Here is a 26960-nt window from a genome sequence, read left to right as displayed (position 1 = left end):
CATTAAATAATCGTTTTACAAAGTTTTGTAAAAATAGGAGTAAGTATGAATGAAAAAAATCAGAATTATAATAATCAAGGCTATGATATGAACTATAGTAACGGAAACTCTAATGGATACAATAATTATGATGAACATAATGATGATATGAATTATGGCAATAATGGAGATAATAATTACAATGAACCATACTATAATGATCAAAATTATTATAATAATTTTAACAATCAAAATTTTGATGGAAATTATGAAAATCAAAATTATAATTATAACAATAAAAAAAATAATAATACAACTATTTTTATCATTATAGGGATAGTAGTAGCAATAATTGGATATTATGTAGCAACAAACTACATATTTATTGATAAATTTGACATAAGTAATTACTATACAGTAAATGTGGATGGAATTTCTGGAGAAGCTAAAGCGGAAATTTTACCAAAAGAAGCAACTGGAGATGAATCAAAAAAAAGTTCCAATTTAAAATTAAAAAATTTTTTAGATAAAGCTAATATAAAATTTGAACTTTCTAAAAGTGAAGGTATTCAAAATGGAGATGTCATACAAGTTAATGCAATTTATGACACAAGATTAGCAAAGTTTAATAAAATCAAAGTTATAAATGATAAATTTGAAATAAAAGTTAGCGATCTTCCTAATCCTGTAAAAAATATTTCAGAAATTAAAAATTTATCGCAAATAAAAAAATTATATGAAAACTATTTTATATCAGAATTGGGACGAAGGACAGATTATTACTCAACATTATATGAAATTTTGGGAATGTATTCAGGAAAAGATTCAAATGGACAAGTTATATTAAGGATATACAGCAAAATAAAGTCTAGAAATATGTATTATGACGGAAAAGCTGTTGAGTATGATTATTTGGAACTTTCAAATCTTATGCAGAACAGTAATAATGAAATAACTTCAGCAACTAGAACTACTATTACATCAGATTCAAACCTGAATGGAGAAATGAATTCACAAGAAATGGATTCAAGATTAAGATTAGAAGGATTTTCAAAAATAAATTAAAATAGAAAAAAATTCAAAAAATTATTTTGAATTTAAATATAAAAAGGGCATTAGTTAGATTTTTGCCCTTTTTTGTAATTTTTATTAATATTTAAAATTAAGTTTCTCATCAAATTGTGATATAATTATAGCATCGCTTCTAAATAAATTTTAAATTATAATTAATACTAAACCCCATCAAAAATAGGAATTATAACAAATTTATTATTTAAATGTAAAATAGCATAATAATATTTTATAAATAATTAAAATAGGCAATTGTAAAAATAATAAGGCAAAAACTCGATAAATACAGTATTTTATTTAAAATATTAGAGTTTTATTTCAGAAATACTCAATAAAAATATTAAAAATTTTAGACTTCTACAAATGACTATGGAATAAAAATGAAAGGAGAAAATAAAAATGAAATATGAACTTGTATTAATAGATTTAGATGACACGCTTTTTGATTACTCAAAGACAGAAGATTCGGCATTTAGAAAGACATTTAAAAAAATGGGATTTTTTCAAGTGAATCAGATTGAAAAAGAAAAAATGGAAGAAAATTATGAGAAAATAAGGAAGAAGTATAAAGAGGTAAACTTACAGTTATGGAAGGATTTGGAAAAGGGGAAAATGGATAAGGACAAACTGAAAGTTTTGAGGTTTGAAAAAATAATTGAGGAATTTGGCTTGGAGTATGATTCAGTTGAGATAAGTGAATTGTATTTGAAAAAGTTGGGAGAAAGTGTTTTTCCATTTACGGTGACTGAAAAACTGTGTGAATATCTGCATTCAAAATATAAAGTTGGAATTATTACAAATGGGATAAAGGAAGTTCAATATTCACGAATAAAAAATTCATCAATTGGAAAATATATTGATAAACTTGTTATTTCTGAAGAAGTTGGAGTTAATAAGCCTGATAAAAAAATATTTGAATATGCAATGGAATATTTGGGAATATCGGATAAAAAACTTGCCATAATGGTTGGTGACTCTTTGATGGCTGACATAAAAGGCGGACAAAATGCTGGGATTGATACTTGCTGGGTAAATTTGAAAAATATTATTAATGATACAGGAATAATTCCAAAATATGAAGTGAAAAAATTAGAAGAATTATTTGAAATTTTATAAATGAATAAAACATGGATAAAGAATGGAGGAGATTAGACAGTGACTGGAAAGAAAAAGTTAATTTGTTTTTTTGTTATTTTTCTATTGGTAAATGCTTTTGGATTGGCTGAAAATGAAAAAATTCAAACTGAAAAAAACTGGAAATCTGAAAATTATGTTGTTTTAGAAAATGAAAATAATACAAACTTGAAAAGTGATAATGATAATAATGAAAAAAAATTCGGGTTAAAAAAAGATGTAGATTTGAAAAATAATGAAAACTTTGAAAATAAAAATATTAAGAAAAATCTTGAAAATGAAGAAAGTATAATTAATCAGAAAGATAGAAGAATTGGGCTAGTACTTAGCGGAGGAACGGCAAAAGGGCTTGCTCATATTGGGATATTAAAAATTTTAGATGAAGAAAAGGTGCCAATAGAATATGTAACTGGAACTAGTATGGGAAGTATTATTGGAGGAATGTACAGTGTGGGATATACTCCAGAGGAAATTGAAGAAATAGCAGTCAGTATGGACTGGATGAGTCTTTTTAATGATAAAATCGAGAGAAAAGATAAAGGAGCTGTAAGGAACTCGATTGAAGATAAAAATAGTACAGTAATTCCGATAAAAAACTTTATGCCAAAATTACCAAGTGGAGTTGTTGGAGGAAAAACTGCTAGTCAGAAGTTAAACGAAATCTTTTATGGTGCATTGAGAGTTGAAGACTTTAAAAAATTTCCAAGAAAATTTGCAGCAGTTGCGACCGACTTGGAATCTGGGGAAGGTGTAATGATTGATAAAGGCTCTATTGCAACAGCAATAAGGGAAAGTTTGTCGATTCCATCAGTTTTTGCTCCAATACGAGATGGAAAAAGGCTTTACATTGATGGTGGAGTAGTGCGAAATTTACCTGTTCAAGATGCAAAGGTACTTGGAGCAGATTATACAATTGGAGTAAATGTGGGAGATGGATTCACAAAAAGGGATGAATCAAAAATGAATCTAATTGATGTAATTACAGATACTACAACAATTGCAGGGAGACAGGAAGTTGAGCGGCAAATTCGGATGCTTGATTTATATATGAAACCTGATTTGGAAAAATATGAAGCTTATGATTTTTCAAAGATAAAAGAACTTATTGCAGCTGGTGAGGCTGTGGCAAGAGCAAATATAAATGAAATTAGAAAATTGTCAAATCCTGAACTTTATGAAAAATTAGAGGAAAAACGAAGGGAATTTAGACAGACTTGGAAGGATGAGTATAATATTACTGGTGTTGTAATAGAAGGTAACAAAAAATATACAAGAGCATATTTTGACAAATTTTTTCCAAAAAGACTTGGAACTTTAACTAGACTGGATATGGAAAAAATAGTTAATAATATTTATCAGAATGGTGATTTTACAACTGTTTATTATGAAGTGAAGAATAACGATCTAATAATAAATGTTCAGGAAAAGCCAAGTGATTATTTGACACTTTCTGGAAATATAAATAATGAGGATTTAGCTACTGTAAACGTAGGTTTCCAAGGGAGTAAACTTTTGAATAATACAAATGTTAGATATTCAGTAAGTGGAACAGTTGCAAATGAATATGGAGCAAAAGGTAAGGCAACTGCAGAGCTTGGAAAAAATTCAAAAACAGTAATTTATGGAGAATTTGAATATAAGCGTGATATTATAAAAAATCAAAAATATAAAAATGGATATTTTAGTTTTGAAAATAGAAAATTTAAAATTGGAACAGGAATAGGTGTAGAAATATATAAGAATCTATTATTCTCAATCGGTGGAGGTTATCAAATATCAGATGTGGAAAAACATGAAAATGATACCGAAAATGTGAGAAAATCATTTCCATATTATGAAGCAAAATTAAGCTATGATACAAGAGATAGTCTTAACTTTGCAACAAAAGGAATCTATCTTTTCTCAAATTATACACTGGCAGATTCAAAACATGCTAAATTTAATTCGCTATATACAGGTGGAGAAATTAATATTCCAATCGGCGAAAAAGTAACAATTACTCCCGGAATAGCCTATTTGACATCTTATGGAAAAGACATTCCAGAAACATATAAACCCAAAATGGGAGGAATAAGAACTGCTGATAATTCATTGGAATTTACAGGAATGCCAGCTGATAAAATTCGTGGCGGAAGTATTTTTGTAGGAAGGTTAAAAGCACAATACAATTTATCAAACCTTGTATATTTGGATACAACCTATTCAAGAGCAAATATTTCTGGAAAAAGTTACAGTTTTGGCAATGATGTAAAGGAAAGTTATAAATTTGGAATCGGAGTAAAAGCCTTGACAATTCCACTTTATTTTGGATTTGCAAAAGTTCCGGGAGAAAGCTGGAGGTATTTATTAAACTTTGGATATTCACCAGAATAAAATAATTTAATGTCAAAAAAATTGATAAATCTCTTTTTAATATTGAAAAAATATGATAAAATGAAATTGTAAAATTTAAAAATTTAGGAGGAAGAAATGAAAAAAATACCTGAAGCAGTTGGTCCTTATTCAGCATTTAGAAAAGCTGGAGATTTTTTGTATATTTCAGGACAAATTGCGATTAATCCGGAAAATCAGCAGATTGAAGCTGTTACAGTGGAAGATCAGGCAAGACAAGTGCTTGAAAATCTAAAAGCAATTTTAGAAAATAATGGATTGTCAACAGGAAATGTTATAAAAACAACTGTATTATTAGACAATATTAATGATTTTGTGGCAGTAAATAATATTTATGCAGAATATTTTACTGAACCATATCCAGCAAGATCAGCTTTTGCTGTAGATAAATTACCAAAGGGCGTACTAGTGGAAATTGAAGCAATAGCTTATTTTGGGAAATAATTTCTATTTAATAAAAAAATTGATGACTTCAGAAAGATCAATCTAAAGTCATCTTTTTTATTATTTTTAAATTTTAAATCAAATTCCACTCAAATGAGGATTTACTTGAATTATTTGAGCAAAAACTCCTTCACAAATCCAACAACTTCCTCAACTTTAACTTCAAAACTTTCCCCATTCGCTCTATCCTTAACTTCTACAATTCCAGAAGAAGCACCTTTTCCAGCTACGATTTTAAGTGGAAATCCAATCAAGTCAGCATCTTTAAACTTAAATCCTGCTCTCTCATTTCTGTCGTCTAAAACTACATCAATATTTTCTTTTTTCAACGCTTCATAAATTTTTTCAGCAACATTTACTTGAGTTTCATCTTTCACATTAGCAATAATCACATCTGCAATATACGGTGCAATTGATTTTGGCCAAATAATTCCAAAGTCATCGTGTTTTTGCTCAATTACAGCCGACATCAATCTTGAAACTCCAATTCCATAACATCCCATCTGAATTACTTGCTGTTTCCCATTTTCATCTAAAACTTTTGCATTAAGTGCTTTTGAATATTTATCTCCCAATTTGAAAATGTGTCCAACTTCCATTCCACGAGCAATTTTTAGCACACCTTTTCCATCTGGCGAAATATCTCCCGCTCTAGCCGTTCTAATATCAGCAACTATATCATAATGTAAATCTTCCAAATTAACATTAATAAAGTGATAATCCTTTTTATTTGCTCCCAACGCAAAATTTCTCACATATTTTACTGTTTCATCAATAACAACTGTAAGTCCTTCTTTTTTCTCATAAGATCCTGCAAATCCAGGAACAATCCCAAATTTTTCACATTCTTCTTCAGTCATCATTTCCAATTCCATCGAAGCATTCGCTGCATTTTTCAATTTAATTTCATTTACATCTAAATCTCCACGAATAAGTGCCAACACATAATTTACCTTATCTTCCAACACTTCCTTCAACATAACCGCTTTAACAGTTTTTTCCTCTGGAATATTCAAAAATTCTGACAATTCCTTAATTGTTTTAGTATTAGGCGTTTCAACCAATTCTTTCGGCAATTTTTCCTCCGTACTTTCCTTCAATTCAATGATACTCGTAGCTTTTTCAATATTTGCAGCATAATCTGATGAGTCACTGTATAAAATATCGTCTTCTCCATTTTCAGCAAGTACCATAAATTCATTTGAAGCATCTCCTCCAATCGAACCAGAATCCGCATCGACTGCTCTAAATTTTAGTTCCATTCTATCCAAAATTCTAGAATAGGCATTTTTCATATTCAAAAATTCTTCATCTAACGATTCCTGTGTCAAGTGGAAACTGTAGGCATCTTTCATTAAGAATTCTCTTCCTCTCATAAGACCAAATCTTGGACGCATCTCATCTCTAAATTTTGTCTGAATTTGATACAAGCTAAACGGCAATTCTTTATACGAAGTAATCGTGTTTCTCACGATATCGGCAACAACTTCTTCATGTGTAGGTCCCAATGCAAATTCTCTCTCATTTCTGTCCTTCATTCTCATAAGTTCCGAACCGTAAGCAAACCATCTCCCAGACTCTTCCCACAATGAAGCCGGTTGCAACACTGGCATTAAAATTTCCTGCGACCCAGCTCTGTCCATTTCCTCTCTAACAATATTCTCAATTTTTTTCAAAACCTTGTATCCCAATGGCAAATAGCTATAAACTCCTCTTGTCAGCTGTCTAATCATAGAAGCTCTTAACATCAATTGGTGACTTATTACTTCCGCCTCTTTTGGTGCTTCCTTATATGTTTTTAAAAATGCTTTTGATAATCTCATATTTTCTCCTTCTATATTCATTTTTTTTATTTAAATAAAGTATTTATAATGTTTATATTGTATATTTTTTTTTGACTTTTAGCAATAGTTTTTTGAAAAATAAATTTTTTGAACTTGAATATTTGGAATTTTAGGAAAGATATAGTATAATTATCTTAGAAAATACAATAAAATTAAAACCAAAAAATATTGTATTAATGTGATTTATAAATTTTTACAAATAATTAAAAAAAGGAGTGATTCAAAATGAAAAAACTTGTTTTATTGGGATTATTAGCATTTTCAGCCTTAGGAATAGCAGAACCTTACAGAGATGAAAGAGGGGTACTTTTTATGTCTGAAGAAGAATGGGTAAAGTTTTATAATAAAGAAGGACAAGATGTGCCTGTATGTCTTCCAATCGGATCTATGATCATGGAAGAAAGCTATATAAAAGATGGTAAAAAAATGCCACATACTTTAACTGAAGTCCAAAATGCAATCAAACAATTTAACGAAATGCTAGGTGAAACAGGGCTTCGTGATATTAATGGCGGAAAAGACAAAATTCATGAATTTTACTATGCGGCAGTATGTAAACAACCTACACAAAAGCAATATGATTTAGTCGGATCTCCAACATTTAAAAAAGAAATGGACAGAATTTTTGAAACTCATAAATTTGAAGAGGATAATAATTAAAAATAAAATTTGAAATTTATTTGAATAAAGAATATAATTATTAATTCATTTTGTTTATTTGCTAACAAGAAATTTGAAAATATCATCTAATGTAATCCCTATTACACTGATTAATAAAAATATTAAAAAAATATAAACTTGTAAAACTATAATATTTAAAGTATAATGTAAGAAAAATACAAAAAAACTATATAAAATAGAATGGAGCGGATCTATGCACAAGCAATTTGCGGAAATTTATGATATTTTTATGAAATATGTAGATTACGATGGATGGTATAATTTTTTAAAGAGATTCATAAAAACAAAAGGAACTGTTCTAGATTTAGGATGTGGAACTGGAGAATTTGTCTTACGATTTCTTAAAGATGGATTTTCTGTTGTTGGAGTGGACTTATCTGAAAAAATGCTGGAAGTTGCAGAGAAAAAATTAAATGATTTAAAAATAATCGGAGAAAAATTTTCAAAAGACAGGTATAGACTTATCAAGGAAAATATTATAAATTTTGAAAATACAGTAGATTTTGAAAATAATAAAAATAGCAATTTATGCCAAGTTGATTATATTGTTTGTAATTTTGATACAGTAAATTATTTGAAAAATGAAAAGGAATTTTTGAAATTTATCGAAAAATGTAATAAAAATTTAAAAAAAGATGGATATTTAATTTTTGACGCTGTAACTGAAGATATTTTTACAGAAATATTTGAGAACGACATCTTCCTAGATGAAGAACCAGAATACACAAGCATCTGGCGACACGAACAATTATCCAAAAGAAAGCATCTGATAGAAATAGATTTATTCATCCGTGAAAATGAAAATGACAATCTATTCAGAAAATACAATGAAATTCAGAATAAATTTATCTTTGACCCAGAATGGATTATAAAAACCGTCCAAAATAAAGGCTTTGAAATATTCGATACTGCTTCAAACCCTGAATTTGGAGAAAGTCGAATATTTTTTATCTTGAAAAAATTATAAAATATAAAAAGAGGGTAACTTATGAAAAAAGAAAATGAAGAAAATAATTTAATTAAAGAAGAAATGATAAAAGAAGAAGAAAAAAGAAAACAAAGACTTTTTGAAATAGAAAAAAAACTCGGCAGACATAACAAAGACAAAGAAATAAAAAATAAAAGAAACAATAAAATAATGAAATACTTTGCTCTTGCAACAAATATGGTCTATATTCTTTCCATGCCAATCTTAATTATGCTAGGTTTTTATATGCTTCTAAAAAAATATCTATTTAAAACAGATCAACCAATTATTTTAGTTATCTTTCTTATTTTAGGAGCTGTTTCTGGCTACTGGTCGCTTATAAAGCAAATAAATAATATAAAATAATTTTTAAGTTAAAAAACAACAAGGAAGAAAGGAAATATAGAAATGCTGGAAAAAATGCCCCCAAATATAAAAAGTGCATACATTATCTCAATTTTTACTATGATATTTTTCCCTCTTTTAGGAATATTTTTTAACTGTGTTGAACTTTATTTTGGATATTTAGTCGGAGCAATAATTTCAACAATAAATATAAATTTACTTATAAACGGCGTGGAAAAAATTCTATTTTTTCAAGATAAGCCTAAATTACGGGGAAATTTAGAATATTTAAAGCGGATGGCGATATTCTGCCTTGGAATGTTTATTGTTGGAAAAATCAGCCAAAAATATTTTCCAAATCACGTTTTAACAAATATTTTAGGAACTGGAATTGGTGTTCTGAACTTTAAATTTTCATATCTTTTGTATCATTTTGGAAAAAAGTTTTTCTCAAAAAATAAAGAATAAAATAATTTTTTATTTTAAAACAAGGGGCCTTGACCCCTTGCTAAAATAAATCTATAGGAAAAATATTATTAAAAGCTATTCCTCAAAAAAATCTCCAATTTTTCTATATTTTTCATATCTCTTCTTCAATAGTTCTCGTAACGAATATTTATCAATTCTCTTAAATTCCTCTACAACTGCAGCCTTCAAGTTTTGAGCCATTTCTTCAAGGTTTCTATGCGCTCCTCCCAGCGGCTCTTTTATGATTTCATCTATAATTCCCAAACTTTTTAAACTAATCGCATCCATTTTTAAACTTCTCGCAGCTTCTGGTGCTTTTGTGGAATCATTAAATAAAATTGAAGCACATCCTTCAGGTGAAATAACCGAATATACACTATTTTCAAGCATCAAAATAGAATCAGCCACTCCAATTCCCAATGCTCCACCGCTTCCACCTTCACCAATTACGACCGACACAATCGGCACACGTAATCCAAACATTTCTGCCAGATTTTTAGCAATAGCTTCACCTTGTCCCTTTTCTTCAGCTTCTATTCCAGGATAAGCTCCAGCTGTGTCAATTAATGTCAAAATCGGCAATTTAAAACGTTCTGCCATTCTCATTAATCTTAATGCCTTTCTATATCCTTCAGGACTTGCCATACCAAAATTTCTGTAAAGATTTGTATCAATATCTCTTCCCTTTTGATGTCCGATTACCATTATTTTATATCCATCAATTGTTGCAAGTCCACCGATAATTGCGTGGTCATCTTTTGACAATCTGTCACCGTGAAGTTCCACAAAATCCTGTGTCAATTCATTTATATAATCTAAAGTATAAGGTCTTTGCGAATTTCTTGAGATTTGGATTCTATTCCAGGCATCCATTTCATTTTCCTCAAAATCCTTATATTTATCTTCCAATTTTTTTTCAAGTTCTGTGATCTGAGCAGAAAAATCAATGTTTTTTTTAGCTGAAAATGTCTTTAATTCCGATATTGCTTCTTCCAATTCCTTAATTTCATCTTTTATACTCATCTTTTTATCCTTTCATTTGAAAAATTTTTAAATTTACACCAATTTTTCCAATACTCTATAAATCGTTGTTTTCAAGTCTTTTCTTTCTGAAATTATATCAACCATTCCGTGTTCTAATAAAAACTCTGCCCTTTGGAATCCCTTCGGTAATTTTTGGTTTACAGTTTGTTCAATTACTCTAGGCCCTGCAAAAGCGATAAAAGCATTTGGCTCTGTTATAATCACATCTCCAAGCATCGCAAAGGAAGCTGTAACTCCACCAGTAGTTGGATCAACAGGTACAGAAATAAATGGAATTCCTGCATCATTTAATTTTTTTACTGCTCCTGAAGTTTTTGCCATTTGCATAAGTGATAAAATTCCCTCCTGCATTCTAGCACCACCAGAACTTGAAACTATTACAACAGGTATTTTCTTTTTAAGTCCACGTTCCATTGCTCTTGTAATTCTCTCACCAACAACAGAACCCATACTTCCACCCATAAAGCTGAATTCCATTGCAGCAATACTAACTTCCAGTCCATTAATTTTTCCAGTTCCACTTATGACTCCATCTAACATACGGCTTTTTTCACGTGAAACTTCCAGCTTTTCCTCATATCCTGGAAAATTTAACACATTTTTAGAATTAAGTGTCATATCTTCTTCCATAAAAGTTCCTTCATCAATCAAAAGCTCAATTCTTTCAAATGCTGTAAGTCTAAAATAATTCCCGCATTTCGGACATACATTCAGATTATTTTTCAAATCCTCATTGTAAATAATCTCATTACATTGACTACACTTTTTCCATTTATTGTCATCCACGATATCAACTGTCAATTTTGACTTAGAAGTAAGTGTAACATACTTATTTTTTGATTTTCTGCTTGAAAACAAACCCATTTTTTTCACCTCTCAAAAATTTTATTTTTTACAGTAAAGTTATTTCAAAATTAAACTTAAAAATTATAACTATTTTACTCAAATTCTTATATTACTTACCAAATATGAAATTTTTTAAAAAATAAAAATTTCTAATTATTTAAATAAGAAATAACATTATTTATTTTGATATTAATATAATTTGAATATAAATTTAAATAACAGGTGTTATAATACTATTATATAATACATCATTTTCATTAGAATAAAATTTGAAAAATAGATATTTCTAAAAAAATAACCTATCTAGAATCGAAAATTTATATTCATCAAATGAAAGAGAATAGCAACAAAGAAAAAATCTATTACTTCCATCCCTAATTCCATACTTCCTGTCTCCAACTATAAAAAGCCCTTTATCAGCCAGCTGAGCCCTGATTTGATGTTTTCTTCCAGTAACTAGTTCAATATCCAAAAGTGAAATATACTTATTTTTCTTCAGTAAATCCAATATTTCCCTTTGATTTTTCAATTTTTCAATATTTATATATTTAAAATACGTAACACTTTTTTTAGATTCCTTTGAAATAGGATTTTTAGAAACAATAACTTTATTTTCAACTGTTGTCAAATAATTCTCAATTTTAAAATTACTCTTATTTTTTTCAGAATCACTTTTCAAAAATTCATTTTCATTTTTAAATTCTCTATTATGGACAATCGCAAAATATTTTTTATGAACTTTATTTTCCCTAATTTTTTCAGAAATATATCTCAAAAACTTCAACGTTTTACATCCAATAACAAGTCCTGATGTCTCAAAATCAAGTCTATTTGCAAAATTGATATTTTCGCTTTTATAAATTTTTTTAAAAACTTCACTAAGTCCATATTTATGCCCTGTTCCCTTATGCATTGGAATTTTTTCTGCCTTATTTACAATAAAAAAATCTTCATTTTCAAAAATAACCATTTTTTTATATTTTTCAAGCTCATTTTGAGAAATTTGCAGTTTTTTTATTTTATTTTCTGCTTTCTCACTTTTTTTAATATTTCCTATTGATAAATTTTTTATTATAACTTTATCATTTAATAACAACCGATAATTTTCCTTCGACTTTTTCCCATTAATTTTTACATCTCCAGATCTTATTGCACTAAAAATCCTGCTAAGCGGCTCATTTTTGAAACTTTTCCTCAAGTATCTATCCAGTCGCATTCCTTCCATCTCAGAATTTACAATAATTTCATTCTTTTCCAAAAATTTCTCCTATTTCTTAAATTATTTATTATTATGAATTTTTATACTTTCCACTATTCCTATTATGATAAATGAAGCCAAAAATGAACTTCCACCATAACTCATAAACAATAGCGGTTTCCCCGTAACTGGAACAAGTCCAATTGTCATTCCTACATTTACGATTACGTGCATAAATATTACACCTGCCATACCATACAGTATAAGCCGGCCAAAGTCATCTTGTATAATCCTGGAAATCCTTATTATTTCATAGATTAGTCCAAGATACAAAAGTAAAACTAACGTAGAGCCAACAAATCCCAATTCTTCAGATAATACTGAAAAAATAAAATCTGTCTGTGCTTCAGGAAGAAATTCCAATCTGCTTTGACTTCCTTGTAATACTCCTTTTCCTAATACTCCTCCTGCTCCAACTGAAATTTTTGACTGAATTACGTGCCATCCGCTTCCTTTTTTATCTTTTTCAGGATGTAAGAATGTTTCCACACGATCCCTTTGATAATCACTTAAAACAAACCTGTAAACTGGATAAACTGATAACATGACCACTATTCCTATTATCCAAATTGGTTTCATATTTGCATCATATAGAAATATCATAAATAAGAAAGCAGAAATTGCTATTAGTGTTGTTCCTAGATCGGGCTGTATTAAAATAAGCAATATAAGAGGTATCGCAGGAAGAATTGAACCGATAATATCCTTTAAATTGTTAATTCCATTTTTATATTTATCCACAATCCAATACGCAATCACTAAAATAATTGCTACTTTTACAAATTCTGATGGCTGCAGCTGAAATGGCCCCAATGCAATCCAACGTTGTGCCCCAAGCGTTTTTTTCCCAGCAAAACGAACAAGCAGCAGTAGCATTACTCCAACTCCATAGATATGCCAAATATATAGTTTTATATTTTTGTAGTCAAATGATGCTATAATAAACATCAATATCGTTCCTATAGCAATCCATAAGATATTCTTAACAACCATTCCATTTTGCCTTGTTGCACTATACACAAATACTGTACTAATTGTTACAAGGGCATAAACTATTAATAAAATCATTTTATCCATACGAAAAATATTATTTTTCAGATTTTCAATTATTCTTTGACTTTGAAACATTCTCTTCTCCTAACCCTATTTTTTAATTTATAGCTATCATAAACTATTCTTTACTTGAATTTTCAATATTTCCGAGAACTGTAATATTTTCTGTTAAATATCCAGTTTTTGCGAAATTATTCACATCTATAAGTTTCACTGCATTTATTTCATTCTTTATTTTTTCAGCATCTAAAATTTCATTTTTTCTAATATAATAATTTCCTAAAATTATCATTCTCGAACGTGGATTTTCCATTGCAAATGCAATTCTGCTCATATATTTATTTTTCGCCTTTTGAAGTTCATCTTCTGTTACTCCATTTTCACGCATTTTTCTAAATTCTGAAAGTGTTATTTCTATTGCCTTTTCATAATTTTCCAGATTTGTTCCAATGTATGTTGATGTCAAACCTCCTGAAAGATAATATTGATTGTATGTGTAGACAGAATATGCAAGTCCATTTTTTTCACGAATTTCCTGAAAAAGTCTGGAACTCATTGAACCCCCGATAATACTCGACAAAATATCAGTATATATCTTATTTTTGCTATTATGGTCTACACTTTGATGTGTAATACAAATATTAACTTGATTTATATCCTTTGAAACAACTTTTTTTCCAGAATTAAATGAAAAATCTATTCTTTCACGTCTATTAACCTTTTTATCATTCAGTTTTCCAAAATATTCATCCACTTTCTGAATAATTTCATCCTTATCAAAATTTCCAGAAACAACAATTAAAATATTATCCTTTGTATATCTTTCCCTATAATATTTTTTAATTTCTTCCGCTTTAAATCCTTTCACACTTGCTTCTGTTCCAATAATAGGCTTTCCATACTGCCCATTTATACTATCTGCATAATTCATCTCAAATACAAGATCATCTGGCGAATCCTTATACATCTTAATTTCTTCGACAATTACATCCTTTTCCTTTTCCAGCTCTTTTTCATTAATTGTAGAATTTGTAACAATATCAAACAGAATATCAACAGATTTTCCTAAAAACTGCGTTAAAGCATTTATATAAAAAACTGTTTCCTCCTTTGTAGTATGTGCATTTACATTTGCTCCAAGATAGTCAATCTCATCTGAAATTTCAAAATAATTTCTAGTTGGAGTTCCTTTAAAGACCATATGCTCTAGAACATGTGAAATTCCTTCTTCCGTATCACTTTCATCTCGTGATCCTGTTTTCACAAATACGCCAACTGAGCAAGTAGAAATACTCTTTAACTTATCAAAAATAATTTCTATTCCTGTATTTGTCTTTACTTTTTCTATCATATTAATCCTTCCTAATCTCTATTCCAAAAATGAAAACAACATTTTAACTATTTTATATCAAGTCTGTTCGACAACCTAAATTTTTTTATTTTCACAAGAGGTCAAGACCACTTGCTTCAGAACATTTTTGCATTAAACTCTAAATACATACAGTTTCCAAACAAGTTTACTATTTATCCTAATATTCTGAATCTCTAAATAACTTTATTCCAACTATTAAAAATATAAGCAATGGAATAAAACATGCCGCATAAATCGGAACTGCTCCAGAAACTGCCATTGAACGTAAAATTGTACTAACCCCATAATAGGCATAACCAATTATTACAGATAATCCAATATTTAAAGCTGCTCCACCTCTTACATATCTACTTCCCAGCGAAAGCCCGATCAAACACATCACAAACGATGATAATGCAAAAGATATTCTATAATAAAACTCTATTCTTAAATTTAAGGAATCAGCTCCAACTCTTGTAAAATAAACTGTCTTTTCACGTAATTCAGGCATCGTTAAATTTTTAGCCTTTACTGGACTTGCCAAAACATCTTCCATACTTGCAACAAACTTAAATCTCTTTGTATCAGCAGGCTTTGTTAAATTAGTTCTCCTATCATATTCCTTTAAATCCTTAAAAGTCCATACATTTGTCTTTGGGTTGATTTTTGCGAACGGCGAAGTATATATTTTACCAATCTTACTAAATCCTTTTTCAAATTTTAAAATTTCAATATATTGCATTGTTCCAGTATTTTTATTTACATTTTCACTATACAGAACCGTCCTTTTATCAATTTTTACAAAAATAAACTTTTTTTGTGCCTTTACTGGCTCTTTATTGTCAATTTTAAGGGATTTTAAGTTTTCCTTTTTAGCATTAGACCTTCCCAACATATCATAGTTTATCCAGAATACTCCCACACTTACGAGAAATGAAAAAATCATAGGAAATAACGCTATTCTTGCAAAACTTATTCCGCTTGTTTTCATTGCCGCAATTTCCAGCTGTTTTGCCATTTTACTTATACATAAAAGGCTTCCGAGCAATACTCCAAGAGGAGCAGTATTTGTTATAATTTCAGGTGTCCCGTATCTTAAATACTTTATAGCGTCATGTCCTTTAAGTTTTCCATCCATAAGCCATCCTGTCAAATTGATACTCTCTGCTAACAGAAAAATCAAAAAAAACATCATCATACCCAAAATAAAACTTTTTACATAATTTGAAATTATATATTTATCTAATTTGTTCATACTCCTCCTCTCGTTAGTTTCTCCTATATTTTTTTATTGAATAATATATACACAATATAAATAAAACAAAATTAGGAACCCACATTGCAATATTTGCAGGCACATTATTTTTTAGTACCATAATTTTTGCATAGCTTGCCATTCCTATATAACTAAATATAACAATTAAACTTATTCCAAAGCTTATTCCTCTTCCACTTCTTCTATGTCCTACTGAAAGAAGTACCCCAAGCCAGCATAAAAACGTACTTGCAAGCGGTCCAATAAGTCTTTGGTAAATTTCTACTTGTGCTTTTAAAGCTGCTTCTTTTTCTTCTGGTTTATTTATATTTTGTTTATAAAACTTATTTAGTTCTTTTATATTCATTTCTTTACGGCTTTTTTTGATTTCCTTTTTGCCCTCTCTGAAAAAAGTGGAAATAGGTATTTCCTGTTCCATATATTCAGCTGAAATTTGACTATTTCCATCCTTGGCAAAGGCATAACCTTTTACTTTATTTAAATTTATAATTCCTGGATCAAACTTTGCATTTTCAGCTAAAAAAACTATTGGATAATGATTATCGCCACGTTTATTTATGATTAAAAAGTTTTTAGCTGTCGCTTCTTCATTGTTTACTTCGTCGATATAAAAACCAAAACCCTTTTCCTCATTTATTAGAAATACTTTTTCTTCCGTTAATGAGCTAGGCTTTGAAGCAAGTACTTGTTTTGTCTGAGCATTTATATTTTCCAATGCACGAGGATTTACATAAATTTCAAGCCCTAATCCAATTAATGTCAATGCTACACCAAAAATAAATGCTGGTCTAAGTATTCTAAAAAGACCTATTCCAGAACCTTCCATTGCAACAATTTCATTTGTTTCTGAAAGACCACCATAAACAAGCATTACTCCTAAAAATGCTCCCATAGGTATTGTTTGTACAAGAACTCCTGGTATAGCATAAAATAAATAATCTATTATAGATATAAATGGCAAATCACTTGCAAACAGACGTTCCATAACTTCCATTACAACATTTAACATCATAATAAATGTAAATATGCTAATTCCAAACAATGACGGCAAAATGAGTGAACTGTAAATATACCTGTCAATTATTTTCATTTTTATCAATTTTCCTTTTTTATTTTTCTTTTATTCCATTTTTTCGTAAACTTTTTTATTTATTTTAATTAATATCTTTTGATTTTTCAAATTCATCTGGTTTTGGATTTTCATAATCATTCAAAACATCATTTATTACCTCCTTTTCCCTTTGACTTATCACGTATCTTTCCACATCATTTTTTATAAATCTAGGAAAAGTATCTGTAACCCTTAACGCATATTCTGTCATAATCTTTACACAAAAACTTTTATCTCTTATGATTTTTATTTTTTTACTTTTTATAGATCCTATAACTACTACAATATAGACAATAATCGCAACAAAAAATAATTTCATTATCCCAAATATCATTCCAGAAGATTTATCAAATCTTTTTATTTTTATACTTTTCAAAAATTCTCTATTAATTATCAAAATGGCAGAATAGATAATATATTGGATTACAACAATGATAATAAATATTTTCAACTGACTTTGCGGCTTAATTCTTTTTGAATCTAGAAAAAATTTATAAACATAATTTGTTATAAAAATAATAAAAATATACTTAAACATATTAAAAAATTCCAGTGAAAAACCTCTCTTATATCCAAGAAATATAAATATTATCAATAAGACTACAAATCCAATATCCAGTATCATTTTTTTACTCCTATTTTTCTACATAAATTCTAGGCACTCTTTGACTTATTCCACATAAAATTTCGTATGAAATAGTGCCACATAATTCAGCAACTTCCGCAACACCTATATTCTCACCAAAAAACTCCACAACATCACCTTTTTGAGCCACACCTTCCAATTCTTCAGGAAGCAAAATCATAAGCTGATCCATACAGACACGTCCTACAATTTCACACTTATGCCCCTTATAAAAGACATAACCTTTGTTTGACAAGTCACGCCTTACTCCATCAGCATATCCAATAGAAACAGTCGCATAAGTTTTTCCAGCTTTTCCAAGATAAGTGTTTCCATAACTTATAAAACTGTCTTCCTTTAATGTTTTTATATAGCTTATTTTCGCAAAAAGAGACATTACAGGCTTAAATTTATAAGGTGCTGTTTCCCTATCTGTAACTCCTCCATAAATTATAATTCCAGCCCTCACAAAATCTTCTATGCTTTCTTGAAACTTTAAAGTTCCAAAGCTGTTGTGCAAATGTCTGTATCGTATTGATGGTATTCCACTTGATATTTTTTCACACATTGCTTTAAATTTTCTTTCCTGCAATTTTGTATATTCTTTGTCGCTATCAGATGATGAAAAATGCGAAAAGATTCCTATTGGATTAATATGCTTAACATTCTTAAGAATTTTATTTAATTGTCCTGCTTCATTTTCCTGAAAACCTACACGTCCCATTCCTGTATCTATCTTTATAAACACATCTACAGTTTTACTGTTTTCTGTTCCAGTTTTTTCTAAAAATTCTATTTCTTCAAAATCTGTAACCATAAAATAAATTTTCTTGTCAGCAATGAGATCCATATATTCATTTTCCACAGGTCCCAATATCAGCACCATAATATCATTATGGAGCTCCTTTATTTTAAGTGCTTCATCACTTGTTGCCACAGCAAAATTTTTAATTCCTTTTTTTATTAAGGCATCGCATATTTTTAACATTCCATGCCCATAAGCATCAGCCTTTATTACTGCTATTATTTTTTCTTTAGGCACAATTTTTTGAATTTCATCAATATTGCTATATAAATTATTTATATTTATTTCTGCCCAGCATCGCATTTTTCATTTCACCTTCTAAACTTATCATTTTATTTTTTTATTATATTTGTAAATTAACTAAACTAAAACCTTATCCTTTTCATCATAGCCATTTACTGTTTTTCCAGAATCTTTTATAGTATCTTTTGCTTTTGGCTCATCTTTACCTTTTTTCATAATATAAACTAAAGGGCTTGCCACAAATACTGATGAATATGTTCCAACTAACATTCCCACAAATAATGTCATACTAAAAGTCTTCAATGTATCTCCACCAAGAATAAGAAGCACAATTACAGAAAACAATGTAGTCAATGAAGTATAAATTGATCTTGTAAATACTTGATTTATAGATTTTTCTATTACTTCACCAAATGACATCGTAACTTTATTTCTACCTGATCTATTTTTCTTAATATTTTCCCTAATTCTGTCAAATACAACAATCGTATCGTTGATGGAGTATCCCAAAATTGTAAGAATTGCCGCAATAAACGGAGTATCTATCTCATATCTAAGCATTGTGATAACTCCAAAAGAAATAATAACATCGTGAATTAATGCCACAATTCCTGCTACGGCATAAATGAACTCAAATCTTACTGTTATATAAATAATAATCAATATGCTTCCTATTATTAATGCTTGAAATGCATTTGCTGTCAATTCCTTACCAATTACCGCACCTACAGTTTCATTTTTTACAACTTCATATTTCCCAGTTTTTTGATTTAGCTCTGACATTATTTTTGCCTTTTGAGAACCGCTCATTTGCTCAGTTCTTATAATAACTGTATTATCCGTATCGGAAAACTGCACTCTTTTGGCTTTCATTTGAGGAATTTGTCCAACTAAGCTGTTTAAGGCATTATTTACTGCATTTTGGTCTATTTTTTGGTTATATTTTAATTGAATTAATTCTCCTCCTTTAAAATCAACTCCCAAATTTAATTTTATAGTAAATAGTGATATTAGTGAAATTAAAACCATTGCCACTGAAATTCCCAAATAAAGTTTTCTCTTTTTTATAACTTTCAAATTAATCTTCATTATTTAAAGCTCCTTTCCAGAACAATCGTTCTCTTTTTATTTTAAATACTTTTATAAATAGTCTCAAGAATATTTTTGAAACAAATACCCCTGTAATTACTGTAGCAACTACACCAAGTGATAATGTCACAGCAAATCCCTTTATCGGTCCTGTTCCAAAGAAAAATAACACAGCCGCCACAAGTAACGTTGTTATATTTCCATCAATTATCGCAGGAAAAGCATTTTCATAACCTTTTTCCACCGCATCGTGCAATGATTCTCCAAGCCGCAGTTCTTCCTTTATTCTCTCATAAGTAATTACATTTGAATCAACTGCCATTCCTAATGTCAATATAAATCCAGCAATTCCAGGAAGTGTCAAAGCTGCACCTACACCACTAAGCAATCCTAAAACTAAAACTCCATTTATAAGAAGCGCAATATCCGCCACAATTCCAGGTATTTTATAAATAGCGATCATAAATACTGAAATTACACATAGAGCAATTAATCCAGCTACACCAGTTTGTCTTATCGAATCCACTCCAAGTGTAGCTCCAACTGTTCTATTTTCAACAATTTTGATTTCCACAGGCAATGCTCCTGATTTTAATAGATTTGCAAGGTTATTTGCTTCTTCCATTGAAAATCTTCCAGTTATAACTCCACTTCCTCCACTAATTTCACTATTAATCGTAGGAGCCGACTGTTCTTTATTATCTAGCATTATCGCCAGTTGCTTTCCAATATTTTCTCTTGTAATCTTAGCAAAAGTATTTGCCCCTTGCGAACTTAATTCAAAACTGACTGACGGCATTCCCATTTGATCTCTTGTTACTCCTGCGGATTTTAAGGCAGAGCCCTCCAAAAGCACAGGCCCATAAGAACCATCCTTATTTTTTATTCTAAACTCAAGTTTTGCCGTTGTACCAATTAATTCAACAGCTTTTTGAGGATCTTTTATTCCTGCAAGTTCCACTATCAATTTATCATTTCCACTAAGCTGAATAACAGGTTCAGCCACTCCAATACTATTTACCCGTCTTTCAATAATATTTCTAACCTTACTCATTGTATCAGCCTCTATTTTCCCCTGTGCCTGTAATACAACTGATGTTCCACCACGTAAATCAAGTCCCAGTTTTACTTTATTAAAGTACAAAATAAGAGCTGGAACAAAAATTACCAAAAGTAACCAAACATAATGTGATTTTTTATTCTGCATTTTTTTATCCTTCCTTTTTTCCTATCTAAATATTTTTCATAAATTTATTCTCCAATTATTTAGATTACTGATTTTTATTTAGTCATTAAAATTTACTTTTATTAAAAATTTTTAAACAAAATTTCGTTAAAAGAAATTATTATATAAATAAAATAATTCTAAACTAACGTATCTAAATATTTTTGCAAAATGATTGATGCTGCCACCATATCTACAACTTTTCTTCGCTCTTTCCCATTCTTTTTGGAATAATTCTTTAAATAATGTTCTGCTTCTGTTGTCGTATATCTCTCATCCACAAAAATAATCTGAATTCCAGATATTTCTTTTTTTAGATCTTCCACAAATTCTTCAACCTTTTCAACTTGTCTTTTTTTTGTTCCATCCAAACTTTTCGGAAGTCCAACAACGACTTTTTTTGTGTTTTCATCATCCAATATTTCTTTTATCCGAGAAATAGGCTCAGTTTTATTTCTATCAATCACTTCAAGAGCAGTCGCAAGAATTCCCATTGGATCGCATTTTGCAACCCCAATTCTCACATCTCCGACATCAAGTCCAATAAATTTTCTCATCTTTTTCTCATTTCTAAATTTTATTATTCAAATCATAATTTAATTTTACTTTTGACAAAGGGGCTTGATCCCTTGCTAAGTAACATTTACGTGATTATAAAATTATAATTTTTCGTTTACAAACTCAAACGCTTTGTTTACAGCTTCTTTTACAGCACTTCCATTTTTTCCACCAGCTTGTGCAAAGTCAGGACGTCCTCCACCGTTTCCGCCAGCAACTTGAGCCGCAACTTTTACTATTTCTCCAGCCTTCACTTTTGAAATCAAGTCTTTTGTAACTCCTACTACAAAGATTGCCTTTCCATCGTTATTTGTTCCCAAAATGATGATTCCAGACTGCATTTTTTCTTTTCCTCTATCTACAATCTCTTTCAGCTCATCAACATTTTTATTTTCAAATGAAGTTTTTAATACTTTCACACCATTTACTGTTTCAACATTCTCAAGCATTTCATTGATTTCATATTTTACAAGTTTTGTCTGCATTTCTTCATACACTTTTACTGCAGCTCTCATATCCCCAATATATTTTTCAATAATATCAACAACATTTTTTTCATCTGTTCTGAAAATATCAGATATTTCCTTTATTTTTTCTTCAAGCCTGTTTACATAATTTAAACTCTTGTGTCCTGTTGTAGCTGTAATTCTACGTGTTCCTGAAGCAATACCGTTTTCAGACTCAATATTGAATAATCCGATTTCTCCCGTCGATTTAACATGTGTTCCCCCACAAAGTTCAATTGAATATCCATCAATTTCCACAACACGGACTACATCTCCATATTTGTCTGAAAATAATGCCATCGCTCCTCTTGCCTTTGCATCTTCAATATTTTCATAATTTATTTTTACCTGTAAATTTGATAAAATAATGTCATTTACACCTTTTTCAATTTTTTCAATCATTTCTGGACTGATTGCCTCATAATGTGAAAAGTCAAATCTTAATTTTTCATCATCAACAAGTGATCCAGACTGTTCAACGTGTGTTCCAAGATTTTCTCTTAAAACTTTGTGTAAAATATGTGTAGCCGTATGATTTCTCTGAATATCTTTTCTACGATTTATGTCAATTTGCATTTTCACTTCCACGCCTACAGCTGGAGCAATTCCCCTTGTGATTTCAACCTGATGAATAAAGACATCATGTTTTTTAACCACATTTACAACTCTTCCTTCAAATTCTCCAGAAGTAATAATTCCTGTATCAGCAACTTGCCCTCCAGATTCAGCATAAAACGGTGTTTTGTCAAAAATCATCTCATATCCTGAAATTCCTTCACTTTTGGCAATATGTAAAAGCGTGCTTTTTTCCTCAAAATTTTGTAAATATCCAGTAAATTCAGTTTTCCCATGTTTTTCAAAAAATTCATCTATAAATTCATCTTTTATCATATCAGAAATTGTTGTTCTGCTGTCCTTTGAACGTTGCACCTGTTCTGCCAGTTTTTTCTCAAATTCTTCTTCTGATGCTTCAAATCCTTGATTTTCCAAAATCAATTTTGTAAGTTCAAATGGGAATCCAAAAGTGTCATACAATTTGAAAGTCAGTTCAGCTGGCAATTCCTTCTGATTTGCCTCTTTTAATTTCTGAATTTCTTCTTCCAGCATTTCAGTTCCATTTTTCAAAGTTGTTGCAAATCTTTCTTCTTCCAGCCTTATAACTTTTTCAATGTATTCCTGCTTTTCAGCTAATTCTGGATATGCTTCATTCATTGTTTCAAGAACATAAGGTACTAATTTATAAAGAAATATATCCTCTTTTTCAAAAACTTTCTGTTTTGCAGAACTTCCAGCTCCAAAGGCACGTCTTATAATTTTTCTTAAAATATATCCACGTCCTTCGTTTGACGGCAACACTCCATCTCCAATCAAAAATACTGATGCTCTTACGTGATCGGCAATAATTTTTATTGCTTCCTCATTTTCATTTCCTTGAATTTCAAGTACAGATTTTATACCTTTTGTAATATTTGTAAACAAATCAGTATCAAAGTTGTTATCCTTGTTTTGCACAACTGAAGCAATTCTCTCAAGTCCTGCCCCTGTGTCAATATTTTTTTCTGGAAGTGGTACAAGTGAACCATCTTCAAGCCTGTTCCATTCAGTAAATACCAGATTCCAAATTTCTAAAAATCTATCTCCGTCATCTCCTGGCTTTCTGTCAGCTTCTTCGTTATTTTTTCCCATATTCTGAGTATCGTAATAAATCTCGCTACAAGGCCCGCAAGAACCTACAGGTCCTGCTGCCCACCAGTTGTCCTCTTCTCCAAGCCTAACAATTCTTTCTTCTGGCACTCCAATTTCCTTGTTCCAAATTTCATAAGCTTCATCATCTGTTTTATACACAGACACCCAAAGTCTGTCCTCTTCCAGTTTCAATACTTTCGTTATATATTCCCAAGACCACTCGATAGCTTCCTTTTTAAAATAATCTCCAAACGAGAAATTACCCAACATTTCAAAAAATGTATGATGTCTAGGCGTTCTCCCTACATTTTCCAAGTCATTAGTCCTGATACATTTCTGATAAGTCGTAATCCTTTTAAATGGTGCCTCCTTTTCTCCCAAAAAGAATGGCTTAAACGGTACCATCCCTGCTACAGTCAGCAACAAGCTCTTATCATCTGGTATAAGCGACGCACTTTCAAAATGTTTATGCTCCTTTGATTTAAAAAAATCTACAAAACTTTTTCTTATTTCATTTCCTGTCATTTTTTTTCCTTTCTTTAATTACAATTTATATATTTTTATAAATTCTTGTTTTTTCAATATTTTATTTTAATTTTAAAGTATTATTCCATTTCAAACTTATTAAAAACTTCCTTAAATTTTTCTAAGAACACATAAAAATTTGTCCAATTAAAACTGCTATTAATTTTTTCTTTTTCTTTAAGATTTTCGATTTTGCTTATTCATTCTTTTTTTCTAGCCATAAATAAACCCCAAAATCTTTTAATTTAAGTATTTCATCAAAATTTCCATTCAAATAATCTCTTAATAAGTATTTATTTTTTTCTTATCCTAAAATCATCATTTTCAACCAATACAACTTCTTTATTATTAATCACTTTCAAATCCAATTTATCTTTATAAAGTTCAACAACTTTTCTAGAACTTTCCACAAAAGGCTCCTCTTCAAAATGTGGAACTACATAAAAATCTACAAGATTTAATCCAGTATAATCATTCAATTCTGTTGCTAGTGCCTTGTCATCCACTATATCAGCATATCCTATATTGGGAGCTGTTATTACAGAACCTGCAGATTCTCCAATATAAAGTAATCCATTTTCTATTTTTTCCCTCAAGTAAGATATTAGATTTTTCTTCTTTAATTCCTGTAATAAATAAAATGTATTCCCACCAGAAACAAAAATTATCTTTGTTTCCGATATTTTTTCTTTTACAGTTTCTTCTGAAAAAACAGAAATATCAAAATTTTCCACTTCATATCCAAAGTCTTCAAATACCTTTTGCGTAAGATGTATATATTTTTTATATTCATCAACATTAGTTGCCGTTGGAATAAATAATATTTTTTTGCTTTCAGTTTTTTCATTCAGAAACTTTTTGACAATTCCCATACTTTCGTATAAAGATGATGTTAAAATCATATTTTTCAAAAAAATCAATCCTCCTAGTCTAACTTGAAGTTATCTCCTAGATACACCCTTCTCGCTGTTTCATCATTTGCAATCTGTTGACTCGTTCCTGCAATTAGAATAGTCCCTTCTGCCATTATGTAAGCTCTTTCCGTAATTCTCAATGTTTCACGCACGTTATGATCGGTAATCAAAATTCCTAGTCCACGTTCCTTTAGCTGCATTATTATATTCTGGATATCTTCAACTGCAATCGGATCTACTCCCGCAAAAGGCTCATCTAGCAATATAAAATCTGGATTTGTAGAAATTGTTCGAGCAATTTCCACCCGTCTACGCTCCCCTCCAGAAAGTGCATATCCCAAACTTTTTGCAACGTGCGACAACTTAAATTCTTCAATCAGACTTTGCATCGTGGCAATTCTTTCCTTCTTATTTACCCCACGCATTTCTAGAACCGAAACAATGTTTTCTTCTACAGTCAAGTTTCTAAAAACTGACGCTTCCTGCGGCAAATACCCAAGTCCAAGTCTAGCCCTCTTAAACATTGGCAAGTTTGTAATTTCCTCTCCATTGTACATTACTCTTCCATGATTTGGTCTTACAATCCCTGTAATCATATAAAAGGTAGTTGTCTTTCCTGCCCCATTTGGTCCAAGAAGTCCTACAACTTCACCCTTTTCCATCGCAAGGCTTACACTTTTTACGACTTCCCTGTTTTTATATATCTTTTTCAAGCTATCGGCTTCTATACTAATTTTTCTAGCCATATTCTCTCCTACTTATTCTCTCTTTTCTAGTTATTTGTAAAAATTTTAATTTTTTTATTTTCTCTACTTTTTAATAAATTTGAAAATCTCTCATCACTATAAATATTACTATCATCCAATTTATAGCCTTCACTTTTATATTTCCCAATTTTTTTTCAATACCAATTTATTTTAACTCCAATAATTTTAAATTCTTAAAATTATTATTACTTCGATATATTATAAATCATTTTTGCTTTTTTTTCTACTTTTTTTTAAAATTGATACTGTAAAAATTTGATAAATGATTTAAATTATTAAAAAAATTTGTTTTTAAAATATTTTTATTATATAATTTAAAAAGAAATATAATTGTAAAAGGAAAGGAAATAAAAAATGATTTTTTTAGATAAAGCTATCTTGTATTTAACGCAAAATATTGAGAAACCACGTGAAGTAATTGAGGAAGAGCTGGAATTTGTAATAAAGCAGTGTATTTTAAACTATTTTGTAAATGAAAAGAAAATTGACATTAATGAACTTTCTGATTTAAATGTAACACTTGTTATAGATTTTGAAGATGATGATACCAATAATAAGAAAAAAATGATTGTAGAAGAATATATGTTTGAAATAAATCATAAAAACATTCCGTTAGTACGAACTTTTAGACTTGGAGCTGATAACGAGCATTATGTAAGAAACGATTTAAAAGAGTTGGAAAATGAAATTGATATGTTTGAAAATGGGATTGGCATTTCAAAAAAATAGTTAAATAAAAAATAATATTCTTATA

General features: G+C 29.6%; 25 protein-coding genes. 9 read left to right on the top strand and 16 right to left on the bottom strand.

Annotated features, from left to right (window positions below):
* The first annotated feature begins 45 nt into the window (after window positions 1-45).
* From F1564_RS02275 to F1564_RS02260, 4 genes are all read left to right on the top strand, one after another.
* Window positions 46-1044, top strand: a complete 999-nt coding sequence (locus tag F1564_RS02275; protein WP_018450795.1) for a hypothetical protein — start codon at window positions 46-48, stop codon at window positions 1042-1044.
* 405 nt (window positions 1045-1449) lie between these two features.
* Window positions 1450-2166 carry a YjjG family noncanonical pyrimidine nucleotidase gene (locus F1564_RS02270; protein ID WP_018450796.1) on the top strand — a complete coding sequence of 239 codons (717 nt, stop codon included), beginning with the start codon at window positions 1450-1452 and terminating at the stop codon, window positions 2164-2166.
* A gap of 39 nt (window positions 2167-2205) precedes the next feature.
* Window positions 2206-4557 carry a patatin-like phospholipase family protein gene (locus F1564_RS02265; RefSeq protein WP_018450797.1) on the top strand — a complete coding sequence of 784 codons (2352 nt, stop codon included), beginning with the start codon at window positions 2206-2208 and terminating at the stop codon, window positions 4555-4557.
* A gap of 96 nt (window positions 4558-4653) precedes the next feature.
* Window positions 4654-5019, top strand: a complete 366-nt coding sequence (locus F1564_RS02260; protein ID WP_018450798.1) for a Rid family detoxifying hydrolase — start codon at window positions 4654-4656, stop codon at window positions 5017-5019.
* A gap of 110 nt (window positions 5020-5129) precedes the next feature.
* On the opposite strand, the gene F1564_RS02255 is transcribed toward F1564_RS02260, so the two are convergent.
* Entirely contained in the window at window positions 5130-6842 is a 1713-nt protein-coding gene (locus F1564_RS02255; protein ID WP_018450799.1) for a proline--tRNA ligase, read from the bottom strand.
* A gap of 246 nt (window positions 6843-7088) precedes the next feature.
* Here F1564_RS02255 and F1564_RS02250 point away from each other — a divergent pair, with 246 nt between their 5' ends.
* The 4 genes from F1564_RS02250 to F1564_RS02235 all read left to right on the top strand — a co-directional run bounded on the left by F1564_RS02250 (window position 7089) and on the right by F1564_RS02235 (window position 9324).
* Complete coding sequence (locus F1564_RS02250) at window positions 7089-7523, top strand: hypothetical protein (protein WP_018450800.1); 435 nt, start codon at window positions 7089-7091, stop codon at window positions 7521-7523.
* A 214-nt stretch (window positions 7524-7737) separates the two neighbouring features.
* The gene (locus tag F1564_RS02245; protein ID WP_018450801.1) at window positions 7738-8511 is read left to right on the top strand and encodes a class I SAM-dependent methyltransferase; all 774 of its coding nucleotides are present in this window, start codon (window positions 7738-7740) and stop codon (window positions 8509-8511) included.
* A gap of 21 nt (window positions 8512-8532) precedes the next feature.
* Window positions 8533-8877 (top strand): AtpZ/AtpI family protein, encoded by a 345-nt coding sequence (locus F1564_RS02240; protein WP_018450802.1) that lies wholly within the window; start codon window positions 8533-8535, stop codon window positions 8875-8877.
* Window positions 8878-8919: 42 nt separating this feature from the next.
* Window positions 8920-9324, top strand: coding sequence for a hypothetical protein (locus F1564_RS02235; protein WP_018450803.1), 405 nt, complete (start codon window positions 8920-8922; stop codon window positions 9322-9324).
* 75 nt (window positions 9325-9399) lie between these two features.
* Here the strand turns inward: F1564_RS02235 and F1564_RS02230 are convergent, their stop codons facing one another.
* From F1564_RS02230 to lptB, 15 genes are all read right to left on the bottom strand, one after another.
* Window positions 9400-10347 (bottom strand): acetyl-CoA carboxylase carboxyltransferase subunit alpha, encoded by a 948-nt coding sequence (locus F1564_RS02230; RefSeq protein WP_018450804.1) that lies wholly within the window; start codon window positions 10345-10347, stop codon window positions 9400-9402.
* Window positions 10348-10380: 33 nt separating this feature from the next.
* Window positions 10381-11232 carry an acetyl-CoA carboxylase, carboxyltransferase subunit beta gene (gene accD / locus F1564_RS02225; protein WP_018450805.1) on the bottom strand — a complete coding sequence of 284 codons (852 nt, stop codon included), beginning with the start codon at window positions 11230-11232 and terminating at the stop codon, window positions 10381-10383.
* A gap of 268 nt (window positions 11233-11500) precedes the next feature.
* Entirely contained in the window at window positions 11501-12472 is a 972-nt protein-coding gene (locus tag F1564_RS02220) for an RluA family pseudouridine synthase (RefSeq protein WP_018450806.1), read from the bottom strand.
* Between the two features lie 21 nt (window positions 12473-12493).
* Window positions 12494-13600 carry a rod shape-determining protein RodA gene (rodA, locus tag F1564_RS02215; protein ID WP_018450807.1) on the bottom strand — a complete coding sequence of 369 codons (1107 nt, stop codon included), beginning with the start codon at window positions 13598-13600 and terminating at the stop codon, window positions 12494-12496.
* Window positions 13601-13643: 43 nt separating this feature from the next.
* Entirely contained in the window at window positions 13644-14876 is a 1233-nt protein-coding gene (locus F1564_RS02210; protein ID WP_018450808.1) for a M16 family metallopeptidase, read from the bottom strand.
* 178 nt (window positions 14877-15054) lie between these two features.
* The gene (locus F1564_RS02205; RefSeq protein WP_018450809.1) at window positions 15055-16131 is read right to left on the bottom strand and encodes an LptF/LptG family permease; all 1077 of its coding nucleotides are present in this window, start codon (window positions 16129-16131) and stop codon (window positions 15055-15057) included.
* A gap of 13 nt (window positions 16132-16144) precedes the next feature.
* On the bottom strand, window positions 16145-17242 hold the full coding sequence (locus F1564_RS02200) for an LptF/LptG family permease (RefSeq protein WP_018450810.1): 1098 nt from the start codon (window positions 17240-17242) through the stop codon (window positions 16145-16147).
* Between the two features lie 64 nt (window positions 17243-17306).
* Window positions 17307-17888 carry a CvpA family protein gene (locus F1564_RS02195; protein WP_018450811.1) on the bottom strand — a complete coding sequence of 194 codons (582 nt, stop codon included), beginning with the start codon at window positions 17886-17888 and terminating at the stop codon, window positions 17307-17309.
* A 10-nt stretch (window positions 17889-17898) separates the two neighbouring features.
* Window positions 17899-18996, bottom strand: a complete 1098-nt coding sequence (gene alr / locus F1564_RS02190; RefSeq protein WP_018450812.1) for an alanine racemase — start codon at window positions 18994-18996, stop codon at window positions 17899-17901.
* Window positions 18997-19053: 57 nt separating this feature from the next.
* Entirely contained in the window at window positions 19054-20025 is a 972-nt protein-coding gene (gene secF, locus F1564_RS02185; RefSeq protein ID WP_018450813.1) for a protein translocase subunit SecF, read from the bottom strand.
* Complete coding sequence (gene secD, locus F1564_RS02180; protein WP_018450814.1) at window positions 20015-21232, bottom strand: protein translocase subunit SecD; 1218 nt, start codon at window positions 21230-21232, stop codon at window positions 20015-20017. The genes secF and secD overlap by 11 nt, the downstream gene beginning before the upstream one ends.
* 158 nt (window positions 21233-21390) lie before the next feature.
* The gene (ruvX, locus tag F1564_RS02175) at window positions 21391-21807 is read right to left on the bottom strand and encodes a Holliday junction resolvase RuvX (RefSeq protein ID WP_018450815.1); all 417 of its coding nucleotides are present in this window, start codon (window positions 21805-21807) and stop codon (window positions 21391-21393) included.
* A 102-nt stretch (window positions 21808-21909) separates the two neighbouring features.
* A complete protein-coding gene (gene alaS / locus F1564_RS02170) occupies window positions 21910-24525 on the bottom strand; it encodes an alanine--tRNA ligase (RefSeq protein WP_018450816.1) in 2616 nt (871 codons plus the stop codon).
* 293 nt (window positions 24526-24818) lie between these two features.
* Window positions 24819-25436, bottom strand: coding sequence for a Type 1 glutamine amidotransferase-like domain-containing protein (locus tag F1564_RS02165; protein WP_018450817.1), 618 nt, complete (start codon window positions 25434-25436; stop codon window positions 24819-24821).
* A 14-nt stretch (window positions 25437-25450) separates the two neighbouring features.
* A complete protein-coding gene (lptB, locus tag F1564_RS02160) occupies window positions 25451-26185 on the bottom strand; it encodes an LPS export ABC transporter ATP-binding protein (protein WP_018450818.1) in 735 nt (244 codons plus the stop codon).
* Window positions 26186-26560: 375 nt separating this feature from the next.
* On the opposite strand from lptB, the gene F1564_RS02155 reads away from it, so the two are divergent.
* Window positions 26561-26935, top strand: coding sequence for a hypothetical protein (locus tag F1564_RS02155; RefSeq protein ID WP_018450820.1), 375 nt, complete (start codon window positions 26561-26563; stop codon window positions 26933-26935).
* Window positions 26936-26960 lie beyond the last annotated feature (25 nt).

The organism is Leptotrichia shahii, assembly GCF_008327825.1.
GTDB lineage: Bacteria > Fusobacteriota > Fusobacteriia > Fusobacteriales > Leptotrichiaceae > Leptotrichia > Leptotrichia shahii.
Note: the sequence above shows the minus strand (reverse complement) of the source record. Positions and strands in the feature narration are given on the sequence as shown.

What these genes read in the sequence shown, in the direction of transcription:
- secD (WP_018450814.1), bottom strand. Translation starts at nt 21,232, where the DNA reads ATGCAGAATAAAAAATCACATTATGTTTGGTTACTTTTGGTAATTTTT.
- F1564_RS02235 (WP_018450803.1), top strand. Translation starts at nt 8,920, where the DNA reads ATGCTGGAAAAAATGCCCCCAAATATAAAAAGTGCATACATTATCTCA.
- rodA (WP_018450807.1), bottom strand. Translation starts at nt 13,600, where the DNA reads ATGTTTCAAAGTCAAAGAATAATTGAAAATCTGAAAAATAATATTTTT.
- lptB (WP_018450818.1), bottom strand. Translation starts at nt 26,185, where the DNA reads ATGGCTAGAAAAATTAGTATAGAAGCCGATAGCTTGAAAAAGATATAT.
- F1564_RS02270 (WP_018450796.1), top strand. Translation starts at nt 1,450, where the DNA reads ATGAAATATGAACTTGTATTAATAGATTTAGATGACACGCTTTTTGAT.
- alr (WP_018450812.1), bottom strand. Translation starts at nt 18,996, where the DNA reads ATGCGATGCTGGGCAGAAATAAATATAAATAATTTATATAGCAATATT.
- F1564_RS02195 (WP_018450811.1), bottom strand. Translation starts at nt 17,888, where the DNA reads ATGATACTGGATATTGGATTTGTAGTCTTATTGATAATATTTATATTT.
- alaS (WP_018450816.1), bottom strand. Translation starts at nt 24,525, where the DNA reads ATGACAGGAAATGAAATAAGAAAAAGTTTTGTAGATTTTTTTAAATCA.
- F1564_RS02205 (WP_018450809.1), bottom strand. Translation starts at nt 16,131, where the DNA reads ATGAACAAATTAGATAAATATATAATTTCAAATTATGTAAAAAGTTTT.
- accD (WP_018450805.1), bottom strand. Translation starts at nt 11,232, where the DNA reads ATGGGTTTGTTTTCAAGCAGAAAATCAAAAAATAAGTATGTTACACTT.
- F1564_RS02230 (WP_018450804.1), bottom strand. Translation starts at nt 10,347, where the DNA reads ATGAGTATAAAAGATGAAATTAAGGAATTGGAAGAAGCAATATCGGAA.
- F1564_RS02245 (WP_018450801.1), top strand. Translation starts at nt 7,738, where the DNA reads ATGCACAAGCAATTTGCGGAAATTTATGATATTTTTATGAAATATGTA.
- F1564_RS02210 (WP_018450808.1), bottom strand. Translation starts at nt 14,876, where the DNA reads ATGATAGAAAAAGTAAAGACAAATACAGGAATAGAAATTATTTTTGAT.
- secF (WP_018450813.1), bottom strand. Translation starts at nt 20,025, where the DNA reads ATGAAGATTAATTTGAAAGTTATAAAAAAGAGAAAACTTTATTTGGGA.
- ruvX (WP_018450815.1), bottom strand. Translation starts at nt 21,807, where the DNA reads ATGAGAAAATTTATTGGACTTGATGTCGGAGATGTGAGAATTGGGGTT.
- F1564_RS02240 (WP_018450802.1), top strand. Translation starts at nt 8,533, where the DNA reads ATGAAAAAAGAAAATGAAGAAAATAATTTAATTAAAGAAGAAATGATA.
- F1564_RS02200 (WP_018450810.1), bottom strand. Translation starts at nt 17,242, where the DNA reads ATGAAAATAATTGACAGGTATATTTACAGTTCACTCATTTTGCCGTCA.
- F1564_RS02260 (WP_018450798.1), top strand. Translation starts at nt 4,654, where the DNA reads ATGAAAAAAATACCTGAAGCAGTTGGTCCTTATTCAGCATTTAGAAAA.
- F1564_RS02255 (WP_018450799.1), bottom strand. Translation starts at nt 6,842, where the DNA reads ATGAGATTATCAAAAGCATTTTTAAAAACATATAAGGAAGCACCAAAA.
- F1564_RS02250 (WP_018450800.1), top strand. Translation starts at nt 7,089, where the DNA reads ATGAAAAAACTTGTTTTATTGGGATTATTAGCATTTTCAGCCTTAGGA.
- F1564_RS02155 (WP_018450820.1), top strand. Translation starts at nt 26,561, where the DNA reads ATGATTTTTTTAGATAAAGCTATCTTGTATTTAACGCAAAATATTGAG.
- F1564_RS02275 (WP_018450795.1), top strand. Translation starts at nt 46, where the DNA reads ATGAATGAAAAAAATCAGAATTATAATAATCAAGGCTATGATATGAAC.